We start from the raw sequence: 22,201 nt of genomic DNA on the forward strand, positions 1-22,201 counted from the left end.
TCAAGACCTCCGGGCTTCGGACAATTGGGCCTCCGAGGGATCTGGCGTTACCGGTTCCGCCGAATCCGGTGTTTCGGCGCTCCCCGGAACGTATTGCGTCTCGTCTTCGGGACGCACCACGGAGTTGAGCAGGGAGATCGTGTAAGGATGCTGCGGACGGACGAAAACGTCGTCAACGAGTCCTTGTTCCACGATGTTTCCGCGATACATGACAAGGACGCGGTTGCAGTAGGAGGCCACCACCCCGAGGTCATGGGTCACGATCAGCATCGAGCGGCCGCTCCCGACCGTCAGGCGGCGAAGGGTATCCAGGACCTGGCGCTGGACGGTGAGGTCGAGCGCCGTCGTCGGCTCATCGGCGATCACGAGCTGCGGATTGAGGTAAAGGGCCATGGCGATGACGACGCGCTGCGCCATGCCGCCGCTGAGTTCGTGCGCGTAGCCGCGCATGACGCGTTCCGGATCGCGGACGCCGGTCGATTCCAACAACTGCAATGCGCGGCTGCGCTCGGAGGCGTCTACCTTCACTCCGTGCGCCTTGGCGATATTGGCGAACTGCTTTTCGATGCGGGTCACGGGGTTCAGGGCGCTGAACGGATTCTGGGCGATGAATCCGATCTCCTTGCCTCTGATTCGGCGCATTTCCCGTTCGGGCAGGTCCAGGAGGCTGCGTCCGGCGAAGTCGACACTGCCGGCAGACACTTTGCCCGGCGGCATCAACAGCTTCGTGATGGAACGGACCACGGTCGATTTGCCCGAGCCGGATTCACCGACAATCCCGACAATCTCGTTGTCGTGAACCTCAAAGGAAACGCCATGCAGTGCCCGGACCACACCCCGGGGAGTATGGAACTCGGTTTCGAGTTCCCGGACTTGGAGGGTCTTGTTCATCGGGTGTGCTCCACTCGTTCCATCTTGTCCTCAATGGCACCGGCGATGATGTTGAGCGAGCCGATGACCAGGAGGAGGGCCAGCGCGGGAAACGCCGCTGCCCACCACTGACCCCGGATGAGCATGCTCACGCCGTCTTCGATCATCGCGCCCCAACTTGGCTGGGGCGGCTTGACCCCGACGCCGAGGAAGTTCAAGGCGGCAATCGTGCTCAGGGCGCCGGCCGTGGTCAGCGTGGCCTGCACGAGGATCACACCGTAGGCGTTCCTGAAGATGTGGTTGAAGGCCACCCGGATGGGCGAGCATCCGATGGCGACGGCTGCCTCCACGTACCGTGACGAGCGGAGCGAAATCGCCGCAGCACGGGACAAGCGGACAAAGCGCGGAGCCGCAACCAGGGCAATGGCGAGGATGACATCGCCGGCTCCGCCGCCCATGAGCTGGATGGACACCACGGCAATCACGATGATGGGGAGCGCAGCGAAGGCGTCGACTACCCGCATGATCGCTTCGCCGGCCACGCCGGTAGTAGCGAACAGGCCCAAGGGAACGCCGATGACCAGGGCGATGGCCGTCGCCGCCAGCGAAATGGGAAGGTCGAGCCTCGCCGATTCAATCGTCCGGGAGAAGACATCCATGCCGTTGCCGTCCGTGCCGAACCAATGGACGGAGTTGGGGGCCAGGGCCATGGATTCCACGTCCGGCTGGAGCGGGTTTTGGGGAAGGTGGAGAAAAATCGCCGCAAGCGGCAGCCCCACAATGATCCCGGCGGCGACGACGGCGAGGACCGCCCCTGATCGCTTGTACGCCCAGGCCCTGCCTTGCTTGGCCCAGCTCGACGCACGTCCGCCCAGGGACGTCACCCGAGTCCGGGACTCGATTGTCGTAGTTTCACTCAATTGGCACTCGATCCGGTTGACGGGTGTAGGTGAAAGCCTTCTTTTGACTGGCGCATCCGGGGCTCCAGCCACTCGACATCGTGCCGAGAATTTGCATATCGAAGTTTCATCACTTTATTGAAGTCTTTGATTGTGTGTCAATGGTCACTGTTGACAGGATCATCAAGCATCTTCATTATGGTGACAACGCCAACAGTAAGATGAAGACGGATGTCAACCTTGGTGTGATGCCGAGCCCCTGATCTGTTTTCCGAACACGATTTGGAGACAACAATGACCAATCTGAGTGAATCCGCAACTGTGACCGACACCAAGGAACCTGCCTTCGAGCCCAGCGTTCGCTACCTGCTCCGTGACGGCGAACTGGTGGAGTACGCAGATGCCAAGCTCCATGTCCTGAGCACCACCCTGAAGTACGGCGTCGGGGTCTTCGAAGGGTTCCGCGCCTACTGGAGCGAGGAAGACCAGCAGCTCTACGCCTTCCGGGTGGCCGACCACATGCGCCGCTTGATTGATTCGATGCGGGTGGTTGAAATCGACGGGCCTCGGGACATCGGCGTTTTGAGTGAACAATTGCTTGGGCTGGTGCGGGCCAACGAGCTGCGCGGGAACCTCCACATGCGCGCACAAGTATTCGTCGACTCGAGCGATGGCAAGCCGGAGGACACTGGTCCCGTGAGCGTCTTCATGGCGGCCATCCCCATGGGCAACTATTTCGGTGCCAGCGGACTGGACGTGCAGATCAGCAGTTGGGCCCGCTTGTCCGACCGCTCCATGCCACCCAGGGTCAAATCGATCGCCAACTACCAAAACGGACGCCTTGCCATGCTGGAGGCCCGGCGCAACGGGTACGACGCAGCCCTTCTGCTGACCGAAGACGGCCACGTTGCCGAAGGTGCCGGCTACAACGTGTTCATGGTCCGCCAGGGCCGGTTGTGCACTCCCCCGGCCACGGACAGCATCCTGGAGGGGATCACCCGGGACAGCGTCCTGCATCTGGCACGCAACGTCCTCGGCGTCGAGGTCGACATCCGGGCGATCGACCGGACGGAACTCTACTCGGCCGACGAAATCTTCGTGTGCGGCAGCGCCGCCGAAATCAACCATGTCTCGTCCGTGGACCGCACGCCGATCGGCGACGGTACTGCCGGTGAACTCACCCGGAAGCTGCAGCACGCCTACCGGCAGGCCGTCGTCGGGCGCGCAGCCGCCGATCAAAAGTGGGCACAGCCCGTCTACCCCACCGCATGACTTCACCCCACCGCCTCAACGAAAGGGGCACCATGCTGAACATGCTCCACGCAAGCCATGAATCGGCGTCGGGATCCTTTGACCGCGACGCCGCCCCCGTGATCGAAGTCAGCCAAGGCGAGCAGTTCTCCCTCGGCGCCCGGAGCCTGCTGACCGGCGGCCTTTTCGAAAGCACCGGGGAATACGAGAAGTTGTCCATCCCCGTGACCGGGCCGGTAGCGGTGCGCGGCGTCAACCCCGGGGACACGCTCCGCATTGACGTCCACGAGATCCGGATAGCGGACCGGGGCGCTATGGTCACGCTTCCCGGGCGCGGCGGTTTCACCGGCGGACTGGGGCGATCCGGCCGGGTTGTGGACATTGCGGACGGGAGTGTCCGGTTCGACGACGACATCCGGATTCCCATCCGGCCGATGATCGGCAAGATCGGCGTTGCACCGGCCGAGGACAATCCCAACTCCAGCACCGTCGGATCGCACGGCGGCAACATGGACTGCAAGGACGTCACCGCCGGTTCCGCTGTCATCCTGCCCGTGCAGAGCGCCAACGCGTTGCTCTACGCCGGCGACCTCCATGCAGTGCAGGGCGACGGCGAGTGCTCCCTTACCGCCGTCGAGGTCGAAGGCAGCGTTGTCCTCTCCTGCCACGTCCTCGCCGGGGTCACCGTCAAGCGGCCGGTGGTCTTGTCCGGGGGTTCCGTCATCACGATCGGCGACGGCGAAACGCTCGACGACGCCGCGCGGCTTGCGCTCGACGACATGCTCGAACTCCTGCAGGCGGACCGGAAGTGGACGCGCGAGAAGACAGCGATGCTGATGAGCGCAGCCGCGGATGTTTCCGTGTCCCAGCTCGTCAATGCCCGTGCCTCGGTCAAAGTCTCCCTCGCCGCCCGCTACTTCACGTCCGCTCCGTTTTCCCTGAACGCTCACCACTCCTGAACCGTCACCAACACTGAAAGGCGCGACCCCCTGATGCTTGATCTCGTTCTCACCAACGGCCTGGTGGTTACCCCGTCCGGCGCCAAAACCCTGGACATCGGCATTGCGGGGGGAAAGATTGTGTCCCTCCGCGAGACCGGCCTCGGACCCACCGAGGAGGCAATACGTACAGTCGATCTCCGCGGTCAATTGGTTGTCCCCGGCGGCGTGGACCCGCACGTCCACACCAACTCCGTCCTTCCGACGGCGGCCGAAAGCGGAATCAAGTGTTTCGGCCCCGACCGCGTGAGCGAAGGCGCCATCTACGGTGGCACCACCACCCTGGTGGACTTCGCGCACTGGCAGCCCGGCGATGAGCTCTCGGAGTCCTTCGCCCGCAAATCGGCGGAGTGGGCCGGGTCGAGCTACACCGATTACGCCCTGCACGGCACGTTCAAGGAGCCGGAGATTCCGTTCGAGGTACTCGAACAGATTCCCGACGCCGTCGCGGCCGGCCACGGAAGCTACAAGGTCTGGATGACCAACACCACCCCCACGCGCCCCAAGCAGAAGACCGACCTCGGCAACATGTGGGGGCTCATGCAACAAACAGCCCAGGCCGGGGCAATGCTCGCGGTGCACGCCGAGGACGACGACATCGTCATGTACGCCTACAAGCAACTGCAGCGAGAAGGCAGGATCGGGCTGGAGAACATGCACCACGCCCACAACAACCTCTCGGAAAAGTTGTCCTTCCAGCGGGTCATCACGCTCGCCGAGCACGTCGGCGCGCCCATCTACCTCATGCACGTCAGTGCCCGCGAAGGCGTGGACGCCATCCGTGAGGCGAGGGGACGCGGTCAAGCCGTCTATGGCGAGATCCTCCCCCACTACGCGTACTTCACGGCCGAGGACTACAAACAGAAAAACGGCGCGATCTACCACACCTACCCTTCGTTGAAATCGGAAACCGACCGCGATTCCATGTGGGAATCGCTGCTCGAAGGCTCGCTCAGCACCCTGGCGACCGACGGAGTGTGCACCGACCTCGAAGTGAAGACCCGCGGCAAGACCATCCTTGACGCCACGGGCGGCCATGCCGGCGTCGAGATGCGCATGGCTGTCGCGTACACCGAGGGGGTGGCCAAACGCGGGCTCGATCTGACCCGTTTTGTCGACATCACTTCCGCCAACGCGGCGAAGATCCTCGGACTGTACCCGCAGAAGGGCGTGATCGCGGTGGGCAGTGATGCCGATTTGGCGGTACTGGACACCACCGTGAAGCGGGCCATCCACGCCGAAGACCTGCATGAGGCCGACTACACCCCGTGGGACGGCTACGAGGTGGCTGCATGGCCGAGCATGACGGTCCTGCGCGGACAGGTCATGGTTGAAAACCGGGAATTGAAGGCCGAAGCCGGCGGCTCGCTGCTCAAGCAGCATGTCTCGAGCGACGTTCGGAACCGCCCGGCCTGCTGACGTCCAGCGCCCGACGGCGGCGGCCCGCCGTCGTCGGGAACTCCCGTCCGAGAGAGGTACTGACAGGGACTCCCTGCCGTGCCGGGCTATCCCTAGTGTTGACGGCAAAGCTGGATCTTGTTTCGCGACGCGGGAGGACGAACGATGGAAAAGCGCACCTTGGGCACCCATGGCCTGGAGGTCTCCGCCGTCGGGCTGGGCTGCATGAGCATGACCGGTGGGTACAGCGACAAGCCGGACCGACAGGAAATGATCTCGCTGATCCGCGCCGCAGTGGACCGCGGCGTGACCTTCTTCGACACTGCCGAAATCTATGGCCCGTACGCCAACGAAGAGCTCGTGGGCGAAGCCCTCGCCCCGTACAAGGGCCAAGTAGTGATCGCTACCAAGTTCGGGTGGGACATCGATGCAGCCGAACGCAAGCCGAGCGGGCGCGTGAGCAGCCGCCCCGAGGTCATCAAGGACGTCGTGGACGGTTCACTGCGCCGCCTCGGCGTCGACGCCATTGATCTCTACTACCAGCACCGCGTGGATCCCGACGTTCCCATCGAAGACGTCGCAGGTGCGGTCAAGGAGCTGATCGAGGCCGGCAAGGTGAAGCACTTCGGCATGTCCGAAGCGTCCGCGGGAACAATCCGCCGGGCGCACGCCGTCCAGCCCCTGAGCGCAGTCCAAAGCGAATACTCCCTCTGGTGGCGCCGCCCCGAGGAGGAAGTGCTGGCCGCGTGCGAGGAACTGGGCATCGGTTTTGTCCCCTACAGCCCTCTCGGCAAGGGCTTCCTGACAGGAACCATTACCGCGGACACCAGCTTCGATGCAGGCAACGACATCCGCAGCACCATCCCCCGGTTCGCGCCGGAAGCGCTGCAGCACAATGCCGCCGTCGTCGAACTGCTCGCGAACATCGCGGAACGCAAGGGGGCCACGCCCGGCCAGATCGCCTTGGCCTGGCTCCTGGCCCAGAAGCCCTGGATCGTCCCGATTCCCGGCACCCGCAAGCTTCACCGCTTGGAGGAGAACATCGGCGCCGCCGTCGTCGAATTGTCCGCAGCGGAACTGGGCGAGATCGAGGACGCCGCCGCCAAGATCCAGGTGCAGGGCGGGCGCTACAACGACGCCGCAGAACGGATGACCAACCTCTAGGTGTTCGCGATGCCACGCCGCCGGATCCTGTGAGCCAGGCGGAATTGTCACAGTTCGGGCACAGCACAGGTAAAGAGGCGCCAAAGCGTGGGGTTCGAGGATGGGATACAGCTTCGAACCCCTCGGAGTTGAACCTCTAAGGAGCAACATCGTGAACAAAGTCCGAAAAATCGCAGTGGGCGCCGCGCTGATTGGCGCGGTCGCTGGCGGCGGAGCCCTCACCGCCATGGCACTGCCCGCCAATGCCGCAACCACTGGCACGTCGACCGTGAGCCCGTCCGCCCCCGCCACGGACGGCGGCACGCACGGAAATGAAACCGCACTGACCGGCGATACCGCAAGCAAGGTCAAGGCCGCCGTGCTGGCAGCCAACTCCGGCGCCACGGTGGAGAACATGACCACTGAGGACGACGGCAGCGCCGCCTACGAAGCCCACATCACCAAGTCCGACGGCACACACGCCACCGTCAAGCTCGATGCGAGCTTCAAGGTCACCGCAACTGAAGCCGGCGGCCCCGGCGGCCCCGGCGGCGGTAAGGGCGGCCAAGGCAACCACGGCAACGAAACCGACCTCACGGGTGACACCGCGACAAAGGTGAAGGCCGCTGTCCTGGCCGCCAACTCCGGCGCAACGGTGGAGAACATGACCACTGAGGACGACGGCAGCGCCGCCTACGAAGCCCACATCACCCAATCCGACGGCACGCACGCCACCGTCAAGCTCGACGCGGGCTTCAAGGTCACCGCCACCGAGACCGGCGGCCCCGGTCACTAACCCCAAACCGGCAATGGACTGTGGGCGGATACGGCACCTGGCCGCATCCGCCCATTTGTTCGATCTCGCCCGAGCCGCGCAGCCCGGGCCGGCCAGCCGGCGTCGATCTTCGGCCGGGTTTTGGTGAGGGTAGGACGGTCAGTCCTAGGAAAAGCAGGGAGCGGCACAGCTGCTGACATCATCCTCCGGAGCGCTTAGCGTCTTTAACAGAACCTTGAACGACGGCGGTTCCGCCTTTGAGTATTCGGGTTTCTTCCAGCCGCTAACTGATTCGCCAGTTCAGGGCTCCGCGCTTAGATGAGAAGAAGATGACAATGGAATTTTCGTTGATGATGGCTTGCGCAGTCATCAGCATCGTCCACAATGACAGCCGCAGTGCCTTGCCGGGGGCGCCTGTTGTGCCTGTACGCCCGGCAGGACGCCTGAGGCTGACCCGACTGCGGGGTTGGATCGCGACCGCTTTACACCGAGCCGCATGGAGCATTGAACCCCGGGTACAGCCTGTCTTGGAGACGTGCCGGTGAGGTGCGCGGAAGTTCAGGAACCACCCTGAGGGCTGAACATCACGGCGTTCCATTCCCGGATCTCGCTGGGTACCGCCAGTCCTTCCAGGACGAAAGGATCTGCCGCAATGAACTGCTCCGCCCTTTCCTTGCTGGTGAAGATGCCCATCGAACCGTTCACGGCGGGATTATCGAAAGTCCCGATGCCGATCAGGCCGCCCTCGGCAGCGAAAGCCTGCATGTATTCAACGTGCCGGGGGTAGACGGCCTGGAGCTCCGGAAGCGCCGAAGGATCCGAGCTGTAGAAGACGACGAATTGCATTGTTTGCCTTAGCTGTTGGGTTCGGTGCCGTTGGATTCGGTGCTCTTGGATTGGGTGCCGTCCAGTTCGGCGAGGGTTTGGCCGAGGCGCGGGAGCACCTGGTTCCGCCATCCGCCGCTCATGATGCGGTGCGATGCCACGTGCGTCGGTTCGCTGGGATCGAAGCCGTCGTGGACGAGGGACAGGCGAGTGCCCGTGTCCTCGGCGGCAATCGACCAGGTCACTGTGCTGTCGAGGTTGTTTCCCGAGTGTGCGTCCCGCCATGAAATCCGCAGTAGCTTCTCCGTTTCCACGTCAAGGACTTCGCTGGCCACCAAGCCGCTGAAACCGACTGCCGGAACGGGAATCCCGCGCATCTGGAACTGGTGCCCCACGATCGCCTGGAAGTCATTTTCCATCAACCAGCGGGCGATCAGTTCCGGTTCAGTCAGCGCCCGCCAAACCGTGGCAGGCGCGTGCGGCAGGAATTCTTCCACCTCGATGGTTGTCAGTTGCTCACTCATCAGTTGTCCCCTATCTCGTTCGTGGCCATGCTAAATTCCGCGGGAGCCATTGGCCGGGCGATCAAATAACCCTGCGCAGTGTCGCAGCCGAGGTCCCGCAAAATTTTCAATTGCTCCTGGCGTTCCACTCCTTCGGCGGTGACCCGGACCCCCATGGCGTTGACCGTTTGAATCAGCCCTCGGACAATGATCGCAGTGTGCGGCTCGCTGTCGATGTCCCTGATGAACGCTTTGTCGATTTTCAGCGTAGTCAGCGGAAGGACCCGAAGCATGGCCAAGGACGAATAGGCGCTCCCGTAATCGTCCAAGGCGACGCCAAGGCCCATGTCGATCAGTTCACGCAGCTGCGCTGCCACCGAGGGGACGTCTACTATCGCTGTCCCCTCGGTGATCTCGATCTCCAGCATTCGGGCAGGAATTCCGTGCCGATTTACGGCTGCCAGGATCTCGGACGGAAGCGTGCCGCTCGCGAACTGGACCGGGGAGACGTTCACGGCGATGTTCCGTGGCGTGCCGGCGTCAATCCAGGAGCGGGACTGGGCGCAGGCCTCGTCCAGTACCCAAGCCCCGATCCTGTGGATATCCCCGGTGTGTTCTGCGAGCGGGATGAACTCGTCCGGAGCGATCGGACCGATCTCCTGGTCGTTCCAACGCAAGAGCGCTTCGACGCCGGCGTCCTCCCCGGTCGCAAGATCCAGGACCGGCTGATAGTGGAGAGTCAGGGCCGAATCCTCAACAGCGGAGGAAAGCCGACGCCGGATGTGCGCCTGGCGCGCGAACGGAGCCGGTTCCTGGCACGGGCCGATGCGGCCGATGCGTCGTTTGCCCTCCTGCTTGGCCCGGAGCATCGCGCCGTCCGCGTGCCGGAGCAGGACTTCGGGACCGGCGAGCATGTCCTCCGCGATGATGTCGACTCCGAGCGCCAGGCCGATGGTCGCACTGATATGCAGTTCGCACCCGTCGAGCAGGAAAGGCTCTTCGAGGCTGTCCAGGATGCGGGTCGCGACCTCACACGCGGCGTCCTCGTCGACGTCGGTGAGGAGGACAGCGAACTCGTCGCCGCCCAGGCGCATCAGGGATCCGCGGCTTCCGACGCTGCGTGCCAGACGCCGGGCGAACTCGGTGAGCGCGGCGTCACCGGTGCGGTGGCCGTAGGTGTCGTTGACGGACTTGAAATCGTCAAGGTCGATGAAGAGCATTCCGACGCCGGGCAGTCCGGCGCTCGCACCGATGTCGGGGCAATGCTCTTCGAGCATCCTCCGGTTGGGCAACCCTGTCAGCGGGTCGTGAAGCGAGGCGTGGCGGAACTGCGCGGAAACGGCGGCAAAGATATCCGATACCGTGACAATCCGGGGGCCCGTGGCGCTCAGAACCAACAGATCCTGGTACCGCTCGTGCTCAGGCCGCTCCAGGACGGCTTGCGCGGCGGCCTGCAGGTCCAGCTCGGCAGCCATGGACGAGCCCACTGCAGGCAAGAGTTCCGAAGCCGTCCTTCTCGTATTCAGTGCCCGCCCGTAACCGAGCCGGCCGGTCAGCTTGAACTCCAGATGGTCCCGGGTCAGCAGGCCGAACGATTCGCCCTGCTCCACCACCACTGCCCTCAATCCGCGGTCACTCCGGAACATGGCGTCAATCTCCGTGGCCGACACGGTAGCTGGCACAACGAGGGCCGCCACCCCCAAGTCCCCTAAACAGGACGGGAGTGGACGCAAGAGGGAAGGTACGGGGCTGCCGCCTTTCGAACACACGATCTTCTTCTTACCACCCGGACATGAACCGGATTGACCGACTCTTGTTTAACGACAGTCAGCGATATATCGTTAAGTATCGCAGAACAAACTGCGGCCCTTCGGGGCACTTGCATAGCACTGAAAGGACGATGCCGTTATGAAAGGCATTCACGACAACAAGCACACAGATTGCGGTCCGGACATGGAACGCTTCGGACGCGGCCGGAGCCGTCGCGGACCCCACGGTCACGGAGGCTTTGGACCCGGCCGCGGGTTTGGGCCGGGCCGCGGTTTCGGACCGGGCTTCGGGCCGGGGTTTGGACCAGGCTTTGGTCCCGGCGGCCCGCGCCGGGCGAACAAGGGCGACGTTCGTTTCGCGATCCTCTCCCTCCTGGCCGAATCGCCATCCAATGGATATGGCCTCATCAAGACAATTGCCGAGAAGACATCCGGATCGTGGCGCCCCAGCCCGGGTTCGGTCTATCCGACGCTGCAGCAGCTCGTTGACGAGGAGCTCATTGCACCCGTCGGCGAAGGCCGGCGCACAGAGTTCACACTCACCGATGCCGGCAAGGCATATGTAGCAGAGCATGCCGAGGAGCTGGAAAATGCGTGGAACATCGATCCGGAGGGATCAGGACCCGCGTTTCACCAGAGCGTGGCAAAGCTCATGGGGGTCATCCACCAATTCCGCTTCGCCGCAACCGACGAACAGCGCACGGCGGCCATGGAAAAGATCGACGAAGCCCGGCGAGCGCTCTACCACATCCTCGCCGACTAGCACCGGTTGGGCTGCCGGGATGGCAGATCACGGCAGTGTCCGGACTGCGGACTGCCGTCAGATGCCCTCCCGGCGCCCAGCGGCGGTGGACGTGACGCTGTGCCGAGTCCAGTACCAGACCTGCGGCCCGGCAGTCAGGCTCCCGGAGAAGTATCCGATGTTGAGGCAACTCGGGCTGCTTCCCGAGGTCCACCGTTGAAAGATTGCCGTGTAGCGGGCCTCGTTTCCTTCGAGGTGGATTTGAAGATTGTGAAATACATGGACACTTCGAAGGTGGATGGGCGGCGCCAGAATCCGGTAGAGCTCCCCCAGGCCTTCCTGTGCATCGAACGGAAGGCCGCCGTTGAGTGAGGTCGGAGTCCTCCCTAGAAGCTCCAAAAATGCGTCCTCGTCTCCTCCATCGAGTGCAGCACAGAAAGACGCAAGGCAGTTCTCGACGTGGTGTCGGACCGTCGCTTCGTGGTGCGCACCCAACTCCATGGCGTACATCCTGCCGCGAGCTGGAGGCGCGAAAATGCCGAGATCCGTCGACGCGGGACCCGGCTGGGCGGCCTTGCGTACTGGATGGGCGGACAGGCCGCTTATGGTCTCGGGCATCGTCACAGTGTCGACGCTGTCGGATCCCATTCTTCGGGAAGCGGCGGTGGCGGCGTGGCGGAACTGTCAACATCGATGAACGTGCCGGTTTCCGTGGATTCGCTGATCGAGACCAGCGTGTCCAGCACGTGGAAGCCCAGCTCTCCAGTAGCACGGTGGGGGACGCCGGCCCGGATGGAACGGGCCATTTCAAGCACGCCCATGCCACGCCCGTGGGTAGCGCCCCTGGCGGGAATGGCGGTCCAGCCTTCGTCGCCGCTGCGACTAATCCGGATGTCCCCGTCAAAGTTGTTCGGGTCCGGAAGGGCGAGCGTTGCCTCGGTGCCTGTAATTTCCAGGAAGCCGCCGCGTGAGCGGGGAGATTCAAAACTGAAGATGCCCTGCGCCGAGCCTCCTTTTTCGAACTCGACGAGGGCACCGACGTGGGTGGGAACCTCCACCGGGAATTCTTGGCCGGCCAGCGGCCCGGAGCCAATGACACGGATGGGCCTGGCCGTCGAGCCGGTAGCGGCCACCCGCTTCACAGCGCCGAAAGTCTGGGTCAACGCTGTCAAGTAGTACGGTCCTATATCAAACAAAGGGCCCGCCCCCGCCTGGAACAGAAATGCCGGATTGGGGTGCCAGGACTCCGGTCCGGGGGTTTGGAACAAGGCCAGCGCGGTCAGCGGGATTCCGATGTCTCCGCGTTCGATGATCCGTCTTGCGGTCTGAAGCCCGGCACCGAGGAATGTGTCCGGTGCGCACCCTAGCCGCACACCGGCGGCGTTGGCCGCCTTTAGGAGGCCAAGACCGGACTCGCGGTCCAGCGAGAAGGGCTTCTCGGTCCAGACATGCTTTCCGGCTCGGACGGCAGCCGCGGCGACCTCAACGTGGGCGGCGGGAACTGTCAGGTTGACGACGAGGTCCACGTCCGGGTGTGAAAGGGCCTCTTCCACACCTCCCGATTCGGCTATCCCGAATTCCTTTGCGCGGGCCGCGGCGACCTCTTCGAAGAGGTCCGCGATGACGTGGACCTTCAGGTCAGGGAAGGCCGTCAAGTTTTTCAGGTACTGCTTGCTGATGTTGCCGGCGCCGACGACGGCGACGCCCATTGGCCGGGCCGTCATGCCTTCACCGGACCGTTTTGCAGAAACGACAAACTCCTCGCGACGGCATCGAAGATGTCGCCGTCGTAGTCGTCAAATTCGATCACGCCCAATTCCAGGGATTGAGCAGCGTTGATAACATCCCACACCGGGATACTGCCCTGGCCTGCGGGCTGCTGGCCAAACGTGCCAGTACTGATCGGTCCGTCCTTGATATGGATGAATTTCACCCGGTCACCCAGCCGAATAAGTAGTTCGGCCGGGTTCTGGCCGCCAACGGCTGCCCAGTAGGCATCGACTTCCAGTACGACGCCGAGCGCCAGTTGTTCAGCGAAGTACTCCAGCGCCGTGCGGCCAGCGACCTTTGACTGAAGTTCCCAGGCGTGGTTGTGGTAGCCGATCCGGATGCCATACCCGGCGGCCTTGAGGGCAGCGGCATTAAGGGCCTCGGCCGTGTCCAGAATGTCGCGTTCGCTTTGCCAACGATCGGCCGGGACGCCCGGTTCGATGACCGTGCCGATGCCGAGTCTTTGGGCGGCGTCGAAGATCTTGTCCTGATCCGCGGAGAGAACCGGCGCGTGGCCGGAGGGCGCGGTGAGCCCGGTAGTGGCCATCGAGGATCTGAGGGCGTCGGCGGTTGCGACAAAGTCGTACGGCTCCACTTTGCTGAAGCCTAGATCAGCGAGGCGCTGGAGTGTTCCAGGCAGGTCTTTTTGCAGTTCCCTGCGCACGGTGTAGAGCTGGATGGAGTATGACATGGGTCTCCTGAGCGAGATCTGGAAGGCAGCCGGGGCGGATGGGTTACGGCGACACGCTGTCGCGAACCGGCAGGGCCAGTCCGTGGTCGAAGGCAAAGAGCGGAACGCCGGTGTCTCCGGGAACGTCCGGCCGCGACGTCCTGACACCGTCCATGGAAGCGGGGATTTCAAAGGGAAGCCGCCCCCGGGCCGGGATGACGCCGGTGATTGCATCAAGGAATGCCTTGTCCGAGACTCCGAAGGTGCCGGTCAGTGCGGCTGCGATGTCGACGAGGGGGGTCAGGATTGCAGGGCGGTCCAAGGCGACATCGATGATCAGGGGGACCTTTTGGGCGAGCGTGCGCAGGCGGTGGATGAGCCCCGGGGGAAATTCCAGCGATCCGGCGTGGAACCAGGCTTCGAGGAAAAGATCATCGCGATGATCCCAGGGAGCGTGGAGCCGGACGATGGCCACATCGGCTGATTCCGGATCAGTGACGGGGGTGGCAAATCCCTCCAGGCTGGCCGGGTTCATCCCTTCCAGATAGATGTTCAGTCCCGGCGGCATCGGGAGGGACTGGCCGTTCCCGGTGGACTGGTTGGTCAGGATTGTCACCGACTGGGCCTGGGCGTTGTGTCCTTCCTGCTGGAACCGCGGGTTGCCGACTGTTTCGGCGGCGGCATCCTCGTCCACGTAGGGGTTGTCGAAGAGTCCCAACTGGAACTTCACCAGCAAGAGCCTTCGGACCGACGCGTCGAGACGCTCTTCATCGACGAGGCCCTCCCGGACAAGATCGATGAGCAGCCCGGTGCATTCCTCCCCGCCGAACTGGTCGACGCCGGCGTTCAGGATCTTGAGCATGCGTTGCGGTGCCGTGAGGTGCTCCACGCCCCAGGCACGCGCGGGCAGTACCTGATCCCCCACGATGTTGTCGTTGACGAGTTCCCAGTCGCTGAGGACCACGCCGTCGTATCCGAGCTTTTCCCTGAGGAGGCCGGTGATGATTTGCTTGTTGTATCCGAAGCCCACTTCTTCGACGCGTTCGCCGTCGATTTCGAGGCCAACCGGCATGCCGTAATAGGGCATGATCGCGCTGGTGTTGTGGGCGATCGCGGTCTTGAACGGTTCCAGATGTTCCTCGAAACGGCCGCCGGTGTAGGTCTGTTCGCGGCCGTAGGGGAAGTGCGCGTCCTCGCCGTCTTTCTGCGGTCCTCCACCGGGGAAGTGCTTGGTGGTGCATGCAACGGAGTCCGCGGAAAGTGTTCCGCCTTGGAGCCCTTCGAGATAGGCCGTCGCGAAGTCCGAAGTGCGTTGCCAGTCCTGTCCAAAGGTTCCGGCCTGCCGCGCCCATCGCGGTTCGGTGGCGAGGTCGACGGTCGGGTGCAGCGCGGCCCGAATGCCGACGGCGGTGTATTCCTGCCGCGCTATCTCGGCGAAGCGCCGGATCAGCTCCCGGTCACCCGTGGCGGCCAGTCCGATCGGTTCGGGCCATTGCGAGAAATGGTTGGCTTTGAAGGACACGCCTGAGTTTTCGATGAAGGCGTGGCGGGGGTCCGTGGAGATCGTGACCGGAATACCGTGGGGGTTTCCTTCCGCGAGCTTCTGGAGAGCGTTGCTCCAGCGCGCGGCTTCCCTCGGAGTTCCGAGGGCATGAACGTTGAAGTGGTTCATTTTCTTGTCGAGGACGACGACGCTCGTGGCGGATTTGCTGATGTTGCCTGGCCGCTCAAGGAGCGTGCCTTCGGGCCCGGTCTCGATCACTGTGTGGAACATGAGGCCGGCCTTCTCTTCGAGGCTGAGCCTCGGTATCAGGTCCGCCACGCGCTCTTCAGCGCTGAGCTGCGGGTTTTCGTAGGGGTCCATGACCCCGTTGCCGTTCAGGTCCCGGAACTTGGTTCCGTCAGGGGCTGTGAGGGTCTGCAGGCCGGTGGTGGGATTCATAAGTTGATGGCTTTCTGTTGAATTTTCGGGCGGCTAGGCCCGGGCAGAAGTGCTTGAGGCTGCGGGAATCGAAGCGGCGTTTCGACGGGACTGCCAAGGATTCGGGATCGAGGACAGCAGCAATTTGGTGTAGTCATGGCGGGTCTGGGTGAGCACTTGGTTGGTGCTGCCCGTCTCGACGACCTTCCCTTCGTGGAGGACGAGTATTTCGTCCGCGATCAAACGTGCACTGAGCAAGTCATGGGTGATGTAGAGCATGGCGATGCCGTTGGAACGTGTGAGTTCGTTGAGGACCTGGAGGATCTCGGCACGAATGGACACATCGAGCATGGAAATGGGTTCGTCGGCGACGATGATCTCAGGCTGCGCGGCCAGGGCTCGTGCGATGACCACCCGCTGTCTCTGGCCGCCGGAGAGCTCGTGCGGAAGCCGGTCACGGTATTCGCCGGGCGGTGTGAGTCCAACTTGGCCCAGAATCCTGTCCACTTCCTCATCCACCTCGCTCCCCCGAAGTTTTCTGTGATTCACGAGCGGCCGGGAGATGGCGTAGCCAACGGATGAAGCCGGGTTGAGCGCCTGGAAGGGGTCCTGGAAGATCAGCTGGACTTTGCTCCGGTAGTTCCGGAGGGTCCGACGCTTCAGCGAGCCGACGTCGACGCCGGCAACGGTGACCGTTCCCGAACTGGGCTTTTCAACGCCAGTGAGAATCCGCCCGATAGTGGTCTTGCCCGATCCGCTTTGTCCGACAAGGGCGGTCACGGAGCCTTTCCTGAGCTCGAAACCGACGTCGATTACAGCGTGGTTCTCCGTGTGTTTCAGGCCCTTGCGCGTCGAGTAGGTCTTGTTCAGGTCCTCGACCCTGCAGACCACTTCGCCAGCGCCAAGAGCTGCGTGATGGACGTCGATCTGTTGGCCGACCTCGTCGAAGATCGTCGGTGCGGGCAACGAATCACCGGTTTCGGATCCGAAGAGCACGCATTTGATGGAGCGGTGTCCCGCCGGGGAGTCGATCTCCGCCGTCGAAATCTTTGGTTCCCGGCACTCCGGCGTGGCCAGGCCGCACCGGTCCGCAAAAGCACAACCGACTGGAACGGTGTCAAGGCTCGGCGGGCGCCCCGGTATGTACCGGATATTGATCTCCGCGTCGCGGGGGTCGGCGTAGGAACCGAGCAGTCCGATCGTGTAGGGATGGGCCACCCCGGACAACGCATCGCCTGCCGGAGAATTCTCGACAACCTCCCCGGCATACATGATCATCACCCGGTCGGCCATTTCCATCACCGTGCCAAGGTCGTGGCTGATGAAGAGCACGGCGAATTTCATGCTCTCCTGCAAGGTCTTCAGCCTGGACAAGATTGATTTCTGGACCACGACGTCGAGCCCCGTGGTGGGTTCGTCGAAGACGATCAGGTCCGGGGACAGGAGCACGGACATAGCCAAGGCGACGCGTTGCTTCATGCCGCCGGAGAGCTGGTGGGGATAGAAATCGAGGTATTTGTGGTCGATGCTCACCAAGTCCAGGGATTTTTCAACCGTCATCTCCCGTTTCGCGTCAGAAGCACCACGGTGGGCGGCAAAGACGTCCTCCATCTGGGCACGCACAGTCATCACCGGGTTCAAAGACGCCATGGAGGACTGGAATACTGTCGAGATTTCAGACCACCGCAGGATCCGCAGGTCTTCGGCCGGAATGGTGAAAAGGTTCTTGCCTTTGTACAGCAGCTCTCCGGAAGTGACCCTCGCCGTGGGGGTGAGGAGATTCAGAATCGCGTTGCCAAGGGTGGATTTGCCTGAGCCGGATTCGCCAAGGAGACCAACGAATTCGCCAGGACGGATCTCGAATCCGACATTGCGGATGACCTGGCGGTCACCCCGGTACTTGGAGACAAAGGAAATGTTCAGATCCTTGACGGTCAGGATCGGTTCATCAATGCTGTTCGCGGCGGGCATCTTATTCCTCACGCAATTGCGGGTTCGATAGCGCGTCAATGCCGAAGTTGATCAGCGTGAGCGCGGTGATGAGCAAGGACAGGGCAAGCCCGGGGGCAAGGAGCCAGGCCCATTGCCCGGTCAACATGGCGCCGTTCGAGTTTGCCCAGTAGGACATGCTCCCCCAGCTCACCGTGGAGGGGTCGCCCAGGCCAAGGAAGGACAACCCCGCCTCGGCACCAATCGCCCCGATGGCAGCGCCCATGAATCCGGCCACGACCAGCGAGACCATGTTGGGCACGAGCTCGCGGAAGACGATGCGCCACAGCCCGTCTCCGGAAAACCGCGCCGCTGTCACGAAGTCCTGACTGCGCAACAGCAGGACCTGGGCACGCTTCATCCGGGCGCCCCAGGCCCAACCTGTCAGGGCGATCACGAAGATGATCAAGGACAGGCCGTGGACCGGTGAATAGGCTGCGATGGTCACCATGAGCGGCAGCGCAGGGACCACGAGCGCCAGGTTGATGGAGAAGCTCAGGATCTCATCCACGACCCCTTGGAGCAGGCCTGCGACCAGGCCGATGACCAAGGCGATCAGTGTTACCACGACGCCTGCCAGCAGCCCGACAATCAAGGAAACCTGGGCCCCGTACACCAGTTGGGAAAAGATGTCCTGGCCCAGGTTGGTGGTACCCAGGAGGTAGGCGCCGCCGGGCTGCAGTCCAGGGGGCAGAGTCGAGTCTTTCGGGTTGAACGGGGCTATCACGGGAGCACAGACGGCCACCGCCACGAACAGCGCCAGTATGACGATTCCGGTTCGCGCTTTGCCGTTTGACCAGACGACCTGCCAGCCGTTGCGGCGTTTGACGGTTTTCGCCGGCCGGTCGGGGGGAGTTTCCCTGGGGACCAGGGTTTCTACTTCGGTCATTATGAACTCTGCCTCCTAACGCGGGGGTCAAGGACACCGACGAGCACGTCGGCCAGGAAGTTGGCCAGCAGGACCGCCACTGTAGTGATGAGGAAGATCGCCTGAAGCAACGGGAAGTCCCGGTTGCCTATGGCGTCGTACATGAGTTTCCCCATCCCGGGATAGGAGAAGATCTGCTCAACGATCAAGGTGCCGCCGAAGACGCCGCCCAAGGAAATGGCGAAGCCGGTGAAGTTGGGCAGCAGGGCGATCCTGGCCGCGTAGGTCCAGGCGACGCGCCGTTCCTTGAGGCCTTTCGCGACGGCGAGGCGGGTGTAGTCGCTACCGAGCGATTGCACCATGTTGTTGCGCATGCCCAGGATCCATCCGATGGAGCCGGTGATCAGCAGCGCAAGCGCCGGCAGTACCGCGTGGTAGGCCAGGTCGGCGACGAAGCCACTCGAGAACGCGGGGACGATTTCCCCGCTGTAGGCGCCGCCTTCGGGGAACCAGTGGAGCGTGTTCGCCAAGACGTAAATCAGCATCAGCGCGATCCAGAAGAACGGCAGCGTGCTCAGGAACGTGGACCCCAAGGAAATGAATGAGTCGATTTTGGTATTGCGCCGCCAGGCAGCCCAGGCCCCAAGGCCTGTGCCCGCGACGAACGCGATGATTTGGGTGACTCCCACGAGGGTCAAGGTATAGGGAAGCGCCTCGGCAATCATGTGTGTCACCGAGTATGGAAAGTATCCGTAGCTGAGGCCGAAATTGCCGTGGACCAGCGCGTTCAGATAGTCCCAGTATTGGTTCCAAAGCGAGGTGTCAGGCACGCCAAGCATGAGGCGGATGGCGCGGATCTGTTCCGGATCGACCTGTTGGGCCTGGCCGGCAAGTTTCTGCACGATTGCTTCGGCCGGATCTCCGGGCTGCAGGCGCGGAATCAGAAAATTCAGCGTCACTGCAGCCCAGAGGGTCAGCACAAACAATCCTGTCTTACGCAGGAAGTAGAGCATATGGATCCGATACCGCTATTTGGCCGGGGTCAGGTGCGTCAGCCAGAGCAGCTGATCTCCTGGATAGGCGTAGGGATCGTCCTTGCTGGGCCAGCCCACGGCGTTGGCCGTCCGGTACTCGAACCATACGGCGCCGTACCACAGCGGGATCATCGGAACCTGGTTGACCATGATCTGTTGGATCTGGCTGACGATCTTGTGTTGGCTGTCGGTATCCGGGGCGGCGGCGAGCTCGCCGAGGAGCTTGTCGGTCTGCGGGTCCTGCCAGCGGGCAAAGTTGCTGGACGCCTTCTGTCCCACGGGTGCGCTGAAGCTGCTTCCCAGCGGGAAGGCGAAATTGCGGTACATGTTGCATTCCCCGCCCTGCACGCCGAAGACCATGTCGTAGTTGCCCGTGGCCCTGGCATCCTCAACCACTGATGGGGCCGGAGTCTGGACGTCCACCGAGATACCAAGGTTCTTCATGTCGTTCTGCAGCAATCCGGCAGCCTGGACCCAGTCGTTCCAGCCCTGCGGGACTTTGAAGGACATGGTCAACGGTTTCCCGTCCAGGCCGAGCCGGGTTCCCGAGGAATCCTTGGTGTAGCCCGCAGCGGTGAGTGCCGCGTCGGCCTTGGAGGCGTCGAAAGCAACCATGCCCTTGTCTGCGACCGACGGGTCAAGCCAGGAATCCTGGATCGGAAGCTTCAGCCCCGTTTGGCTGGCCTGGGTCACGTATCCCAGCTCGGCCTTGTCAATCATGGCCTTGCGGTCGATCCCGCCCGAGATCGCCTTGCGGAAGTTCACGTCGTTGAACGGCTGCTTCGTCAGGTTCATGTCCAGGGTGATCGATGATCCGGCAGGGAACCAGTACTTGTTGTGGGCCGGATCCTTCTGAACGTAGGCCTGCTCCACCTGGGGAATGAACATCGCGTTCGTGTCGTAGCCGCCGTTGGCGAGCTTGAGCTGGTCCACCTGGCCGCCGCCGTCGGCCTTGGTGTACTGGATTTGTTCGACCTTGACCTTGTCCGCCTGCCAGTAGTCGGCGTTGCGCTTCATGGTCAGCTGGCGCGGGTTGAATGTGCCCAGAACGTACGGGCCGGTTCCGATAGCGGTGCCGTTGACAAAGGTCTTCGGATCGCCCGCGGTTTCGAAAATGTGCTGCGGAACGATCATCTGTTCTGTGATCTGCTGCTGGAAAGGGATGCCCGAGGTGTTGAAGCTCATCACGAGGGTGTTCCCGGTGGCCTTGACGCCGGTGAGGACTTTCCAAAGCCCGAAACTGTCGATGGCCGGGTATTTCTTCATGAGGTTGAAGGTGAAGGCGGCGTCGTCTGCGGTGAAAGCCTTGCCGTCGCTCCACTTGACGTTGTCGCGGATGTCGAAAGTGAGGGTCTTGGAGTCCTGCGACCAGGTCATTTTGGTTGCCAGATCCGGTACGCTGTCGCAGTTTGCGTGATTCGTGGTCATCAACGATTCGAAGATGAGGTTGGTACCGGAGAGTTTGTTGGGAGAAAAGGGATTGAAGTTGACCTGAGGGTTGGAGCCTCCCCCGAAGTCTCCGAAATTCAATTGGGATATCATTCCGGCGCTACCCGACGATGTCCCGCTATTCACGGTCTGGGTGGGGCTGCACCCCGTCAGAACCATGGCAAAACCCGTACACATCAGGACAATCTTGGTGGATTTCTTCATATTCTTCCTTGAATAGTCTGGCCGAACCCGTGGACGTCAACATCCACAGCTTTGGCGAATGATCAGTTCAGTAGGCAGGCACGTGGATTCCATGCCGGTGGCCTGCAGGGCCGGCCGGGCGCGCTCCAGCAGGATTTCCGCCGCCCGCGCGCCGATGTCATGGAACGGCTGCCGGGCCGTGGTGAGTGAAGGGGTGATCAGTGAAGCGAGTTCGATGTCATCGAACCCTGTCATCTTGAGGTCGCCAGGCACCGAGATGCCTGCAGCCGAGCAAGCCAAAAGGGCCCCGAGGGCAACTTCATCCGTGGCACAGACGAGGCCTTGCGGGCGCCCTCCGCGATCCAGGATTGCCCGCATGGCCTTGAAACCGCCCGCCTCGGTGAGACTGCACGGTTCAGGGCGCCGAGCCTCCACTTGGGCCTCTGCAAGGGCACTTTGGAACCCTTGGAGTCGCTGCTGGACATCCGGCGACTGGGCCGATTCGCCCAGGAAGAGCAGGTCCCGCAGGCCGTGCTCCCCGATCAGATGCCTGGTCAGCCCCTGGGCGGCCTCGAAGTTGGTGACGTTCACGCTGTGAGTGGCTGCGTCGGGGTTTCCGGCAACTCGCACGATCGGCATCCGGTCCGCGATGGTTGACACGATGCCATCTCCGGCGAATGAGCCGAAGACGCACATGCCATCCACCCTGGTTGACAGATCCTTCAGCTGCGTCTGGAAGCGCTCGGGATCCTGGGCGACGAGGACGTGGAACGTTATCCCCGTGCCCGCAAGTGTGGTTTCGAAGCCCTTGAGCAGGCCGGCGAACAAGGCGCCGCCCAGGCCCGGAAGCACCAGCGCGAAGGCGTTGTGACGCTTCAGCGCCAGCGCCTGGCCCAGCCGACTGGGCTCGTAGCCCAAGCTCGTCAGGGCGGCGTTGACCCGGTTGAGTGTGTCCTCGGAAACCTTGGTATTTCCGGAAGTTACCCGTGACACTGTGGCCACTGACACTCCGGCCCTGCGTGCTACGTCACGGATCGTGATGGACGGCGTCAAGACAACCCCCTTTCAAAATGTGATCTGCGTCTCTAGTATGTAACCGGTTACATGACTATAAAGCGAACTTGGCATCCTGCCAAGGGGCAAT

20 protein-coding genes are annotated in these 22,201 nt (G+C 62.8%); 6 read left to right on the forward strand and 14 right to left on the reverse strand.

Annotated features, from left to right (window positions below; all coding sequences use genetic code 11):
• Window positions 1-891 (reverse strand): ABC transporter ATP-binding protein, encoded by an 891-nt coding sequence (locus ACSBOX_RS17535; protein ID WP_442543603.1) that lies wholly within the window; start codon window positions 889-891, stop codon window positions 1-3.
• Window positions 888-1,790, reverse strand: coding sequence for an ABC transporter permease (locus tag ACSBOX_RS17540; RefSeq protein WP_442543604.1), 903 nt, complete (start codon window positions 1,788-1,790; stop codon window positions 888-890). The genes ACSBOX_RS17535 and ACSBOX_RS17540 overlap by 4 nt, the downstream gene beginning before the upstream one ends.
• 273 nt (window positions 1,791-2,063) lie before the next feature.
• Between ACSBOX_RS17540 and ACSBOX_RS17545 the strand changes: the two genes are divergently transcribed.
• The 5 genes from ACSBOX_RS17545 (at window position 2,064) to ACSBOX_RS17565 (ending at window position 7,355) form a co-directional block, all read left to right on the forward strand.
• Complete coding sequence (locus ACSBOX_RS17545; protein ID WP_442543605.1) at window positions 2,064-3,041, forward strand: branched-chain amino acid transaminase; 978 nt, start codon at window positions 2,064-2,066, stop codon at window positions 3,039-3,041.
• Window positions 3,038-3,979 (forward strand): acetamidase/formamidase family protein, encoded by a 942-nt coding sequence (locus ACSBOX_RS17550; RefSeq protein WP_442543606.1) that lies wholly within the window; start codon window positions 3,038-3,040, stop codon window positions 3,977-3,979. Before ACSBOX_RS17545 ends, ACSBOX_RS17550 begins: the two co-directional genes overlap by 4 nt.
• Before the next feature lie 33 nt (window positions 3,980-4,012).
• Complete coding sequence (locus tag ACSBOX_RS17555) at window positions 4,013-5,437, forward strand: dihydroorotase (protein WP_442543607.1); 1,425 nt, start codon at window positions 4,013-4,015, stop codon at window positions 5,435-5,437.
• 144 nt (window positions 5,438-5,581) lie between these two features.
• On the forward strand, window positions 5,582-6,580 hold the full coding sequence (locus ACSBOX_RS17560; RefSeq protein WP_442543608.1) for an aldo/keto reductase: 999 nt from the start codon (window positions 5,582-5,584) through the stop codon (window positions 6,578-6,580).
• 151 nt (window positions 6,581-6,731) lie between these two features.
• Window positions 6,732-7,355, forward strand: coding sequence for a PepSY domain-containing protein (locus ACSBOX_RS17565; RefSeq protein ID WP_442543609.1), 624 nt, complete (start codon window positions 6,732-6,734; stop codon window positions 7,353-7,355).
• A gap of 537 nt (window positions 7,356-7,892) precedes the next feature.
• On the opposite strand, the gene ACSBOX_RS17570 is transcribed toward ACSBOX_RS17565, so the two are convergent.
• Genes ACSBOX_RS17570 through ACSBOX_RS17580 form a run of 3 tightly spaced genes read right to left on the reverse strand, consistent with a single transcriptional unit; the run spans window position 7,893 to window position 10,308 of the window.
• Complete coding sequence (locus ACSBOX_RS17570) at window positions 7,893-8,180, reverse strand: YciI family protein (protein WP_442543610.1); 288 nt, start codon at window positions 8,178-8,180, stop codon at window positions 7,893-7,895.
• 8 nt (window positions 8,181-8,188) lie between these two features.
• The gene (locus ACSBOX_RS17575; protein ID WP_442543611.1) at window positions 8,189-8,683 is read right to left on the reverse strand and encodes an SRPBCC family protein; all 495 of its coding nucleotides are present in this window, start codon (window positions 8,681-8,683) and stop codon (window positions 8,189-8,191) included.
• Window positions 8,683-10,308, reverse strand: coding sequence for a putative bifunctional diguanylate cyclase/phosphodiesterase (locus ACSBOX_RS17580; protein ID WP_442543612.1), 1,626 nt, complete (start codon window positions 10,306-10,308; stop codon window positions 8,683-8,685). The genes ACSBOX_RS17575 and ACSBOX_RS17580 overlap by 1 nt, the downstream gene beginning before the upstream one ends.
• Window positions 10,309-10,570: 262 nt before the next feature.
• Here ACSBOX_RS17580 and ACSBOX_RS17585 point away from each other — a divergent pair, with 262 nt between their 5' ends.
• Complete coding sequence (locus ACSBOX_RS17585; RefSeq protein ID WP_442543613.1) at window positions 10,571-11,194, forward strand: PadR family transcriptional regulator; 624 nt, start codon at window positions 10,571-10,573, stop codon at window positions 11,192-11,194.
• Between the two features lie 57 nt (window positions 11,195-11,251).
• Here ACSBOX_RS17585 and ACSBOX_RS17590 read toward each other — a convergent pair whose 3' ends face one another.
• Genes ACSBOX_RS17590 through ACSBOX_RS17630 form a run of 9 tightly spaced genes read right to left on the reverse strand, consistent with a single transcriptional unit; the run spans window position 11,252 to window position 22,110 of the window.
• Entirely contained in the window at window positions 11,252-11,791 is a 540-nt protein-coding gene (locus ACSBOX_RS17590; protein ID WP_442543614.1) for a hypothetical protein, read from the reverse strand.
• A 2-nt stretch (window positions 11,792-11,793) separates the two neighbouring features.
• Window positions 11,794-12,897, reverse strand: coding sequence for a Gfo/Idh/MocA family protein (locus tag ACSBOX_RS17595; RefSeq protein ID WP_442543615.1), 1,104 nt, complete (start codon window positions 12,895-12,897; stop codon window positions 11,794-11,796).
• A complete protein-coding gene (locus tag ACSBOX_RS17600) occupies window positions 12,894-13,634 on the reverse strand; it encodes a sugar phosphate isomerase/epimerase family protein (RefSeq protein WP_442543616.1) in 741 nt (246 codons plus the stop codon). Before ACSBOX_RS17600 ends, ACSBOX_RS17595 begins: the two co-directional genes overlap by 4 nt.
• A gap of 43 nt (window positions 13,635-13,677) precedes the next feature.
• Window positions 13,678-15,555, reverse strand: a complete 1,878-nt coding sequence (locus ACSBOX_RS17605) for a glycoside hydrolase family 3 protein (protein ID WP_442543617.1) — start codon at window positions 15,553-15,555, stop codon at window positions 13,678-13,680.
• 33 nt (window positions 15,556-15,588) lie between these two features.
• A complete protein-coding gene (locus ACSBOX_RS17610; protein ID WP_442543618.1) occupies window positions 15,589-17,505 on the reverse strand; it encodes an ABC transporter ATP-binding protein in 1,917 nt (638 codons plus the stop codon).
• Window position 17,506: 1 nt separating this feature from the next.
• Complete coding sequence (locus tag ACSBOX_RS17615; RefSeq protein ID WP_241708038.1) at window positions 17,507-18,412, reverse strand: ABC transporter permease; 906 nt, start codon at window positions 18,410-18,412, stop codon at window positions 17,507-17,509.
• On the reverse strand, window positions 18,412-19,371 hold the full coding sequence (locus tag ACSBOX_RS17620; protein ID WP_442543619.1) for an ABC transporter permease: 960 nt from the start codon (window positions 19,369-19,371) through the stop codon (window positions 18,412-18,414). Before ACSBOX_RS17620 ends, ACSBOX_RS17615 begins: the two co-directional genes overlap by 1 nt.
• A 48-nt stretch (window positions 19,372-19,419) precedes the next feature.
• Entirely contained in the window at window positions 19,420-21,078 is a 1,659-nt protein-coding gene (locus ACSBOX_RS17625; protein WP_442543620.1) for an ABC transporter substrate-binding protein, read from the reverse strand.
• A gap of 36 nt (window positions 21,079-21,114) precedes the next feature.
• Window positions 21,115-22,110 (reverse strand): LacI family DNA-binding transcriptional regulator, encoded by a 996-nt coding sequence (locus ACSBOX_RS17630; RefSeq protein ID WP_442543621.1) that lies wholly within the window; start codon window positions 22,108-22,110, stop codon window positions 21,115-21,117.
• Window positions 22,111-22,201 lie beyond the last annotated feature (91 nt).

The organism is Arthrobacter sp. KN11-1C (genome assembly GCF_052180225.1).
In the GTDB taxonomy this organism is placed as follows: domain Bacteria; phylum Actinomycetota; class Actinomycetes; order Actinomycetales; family Micrococcaceae; genus Arthrobacter.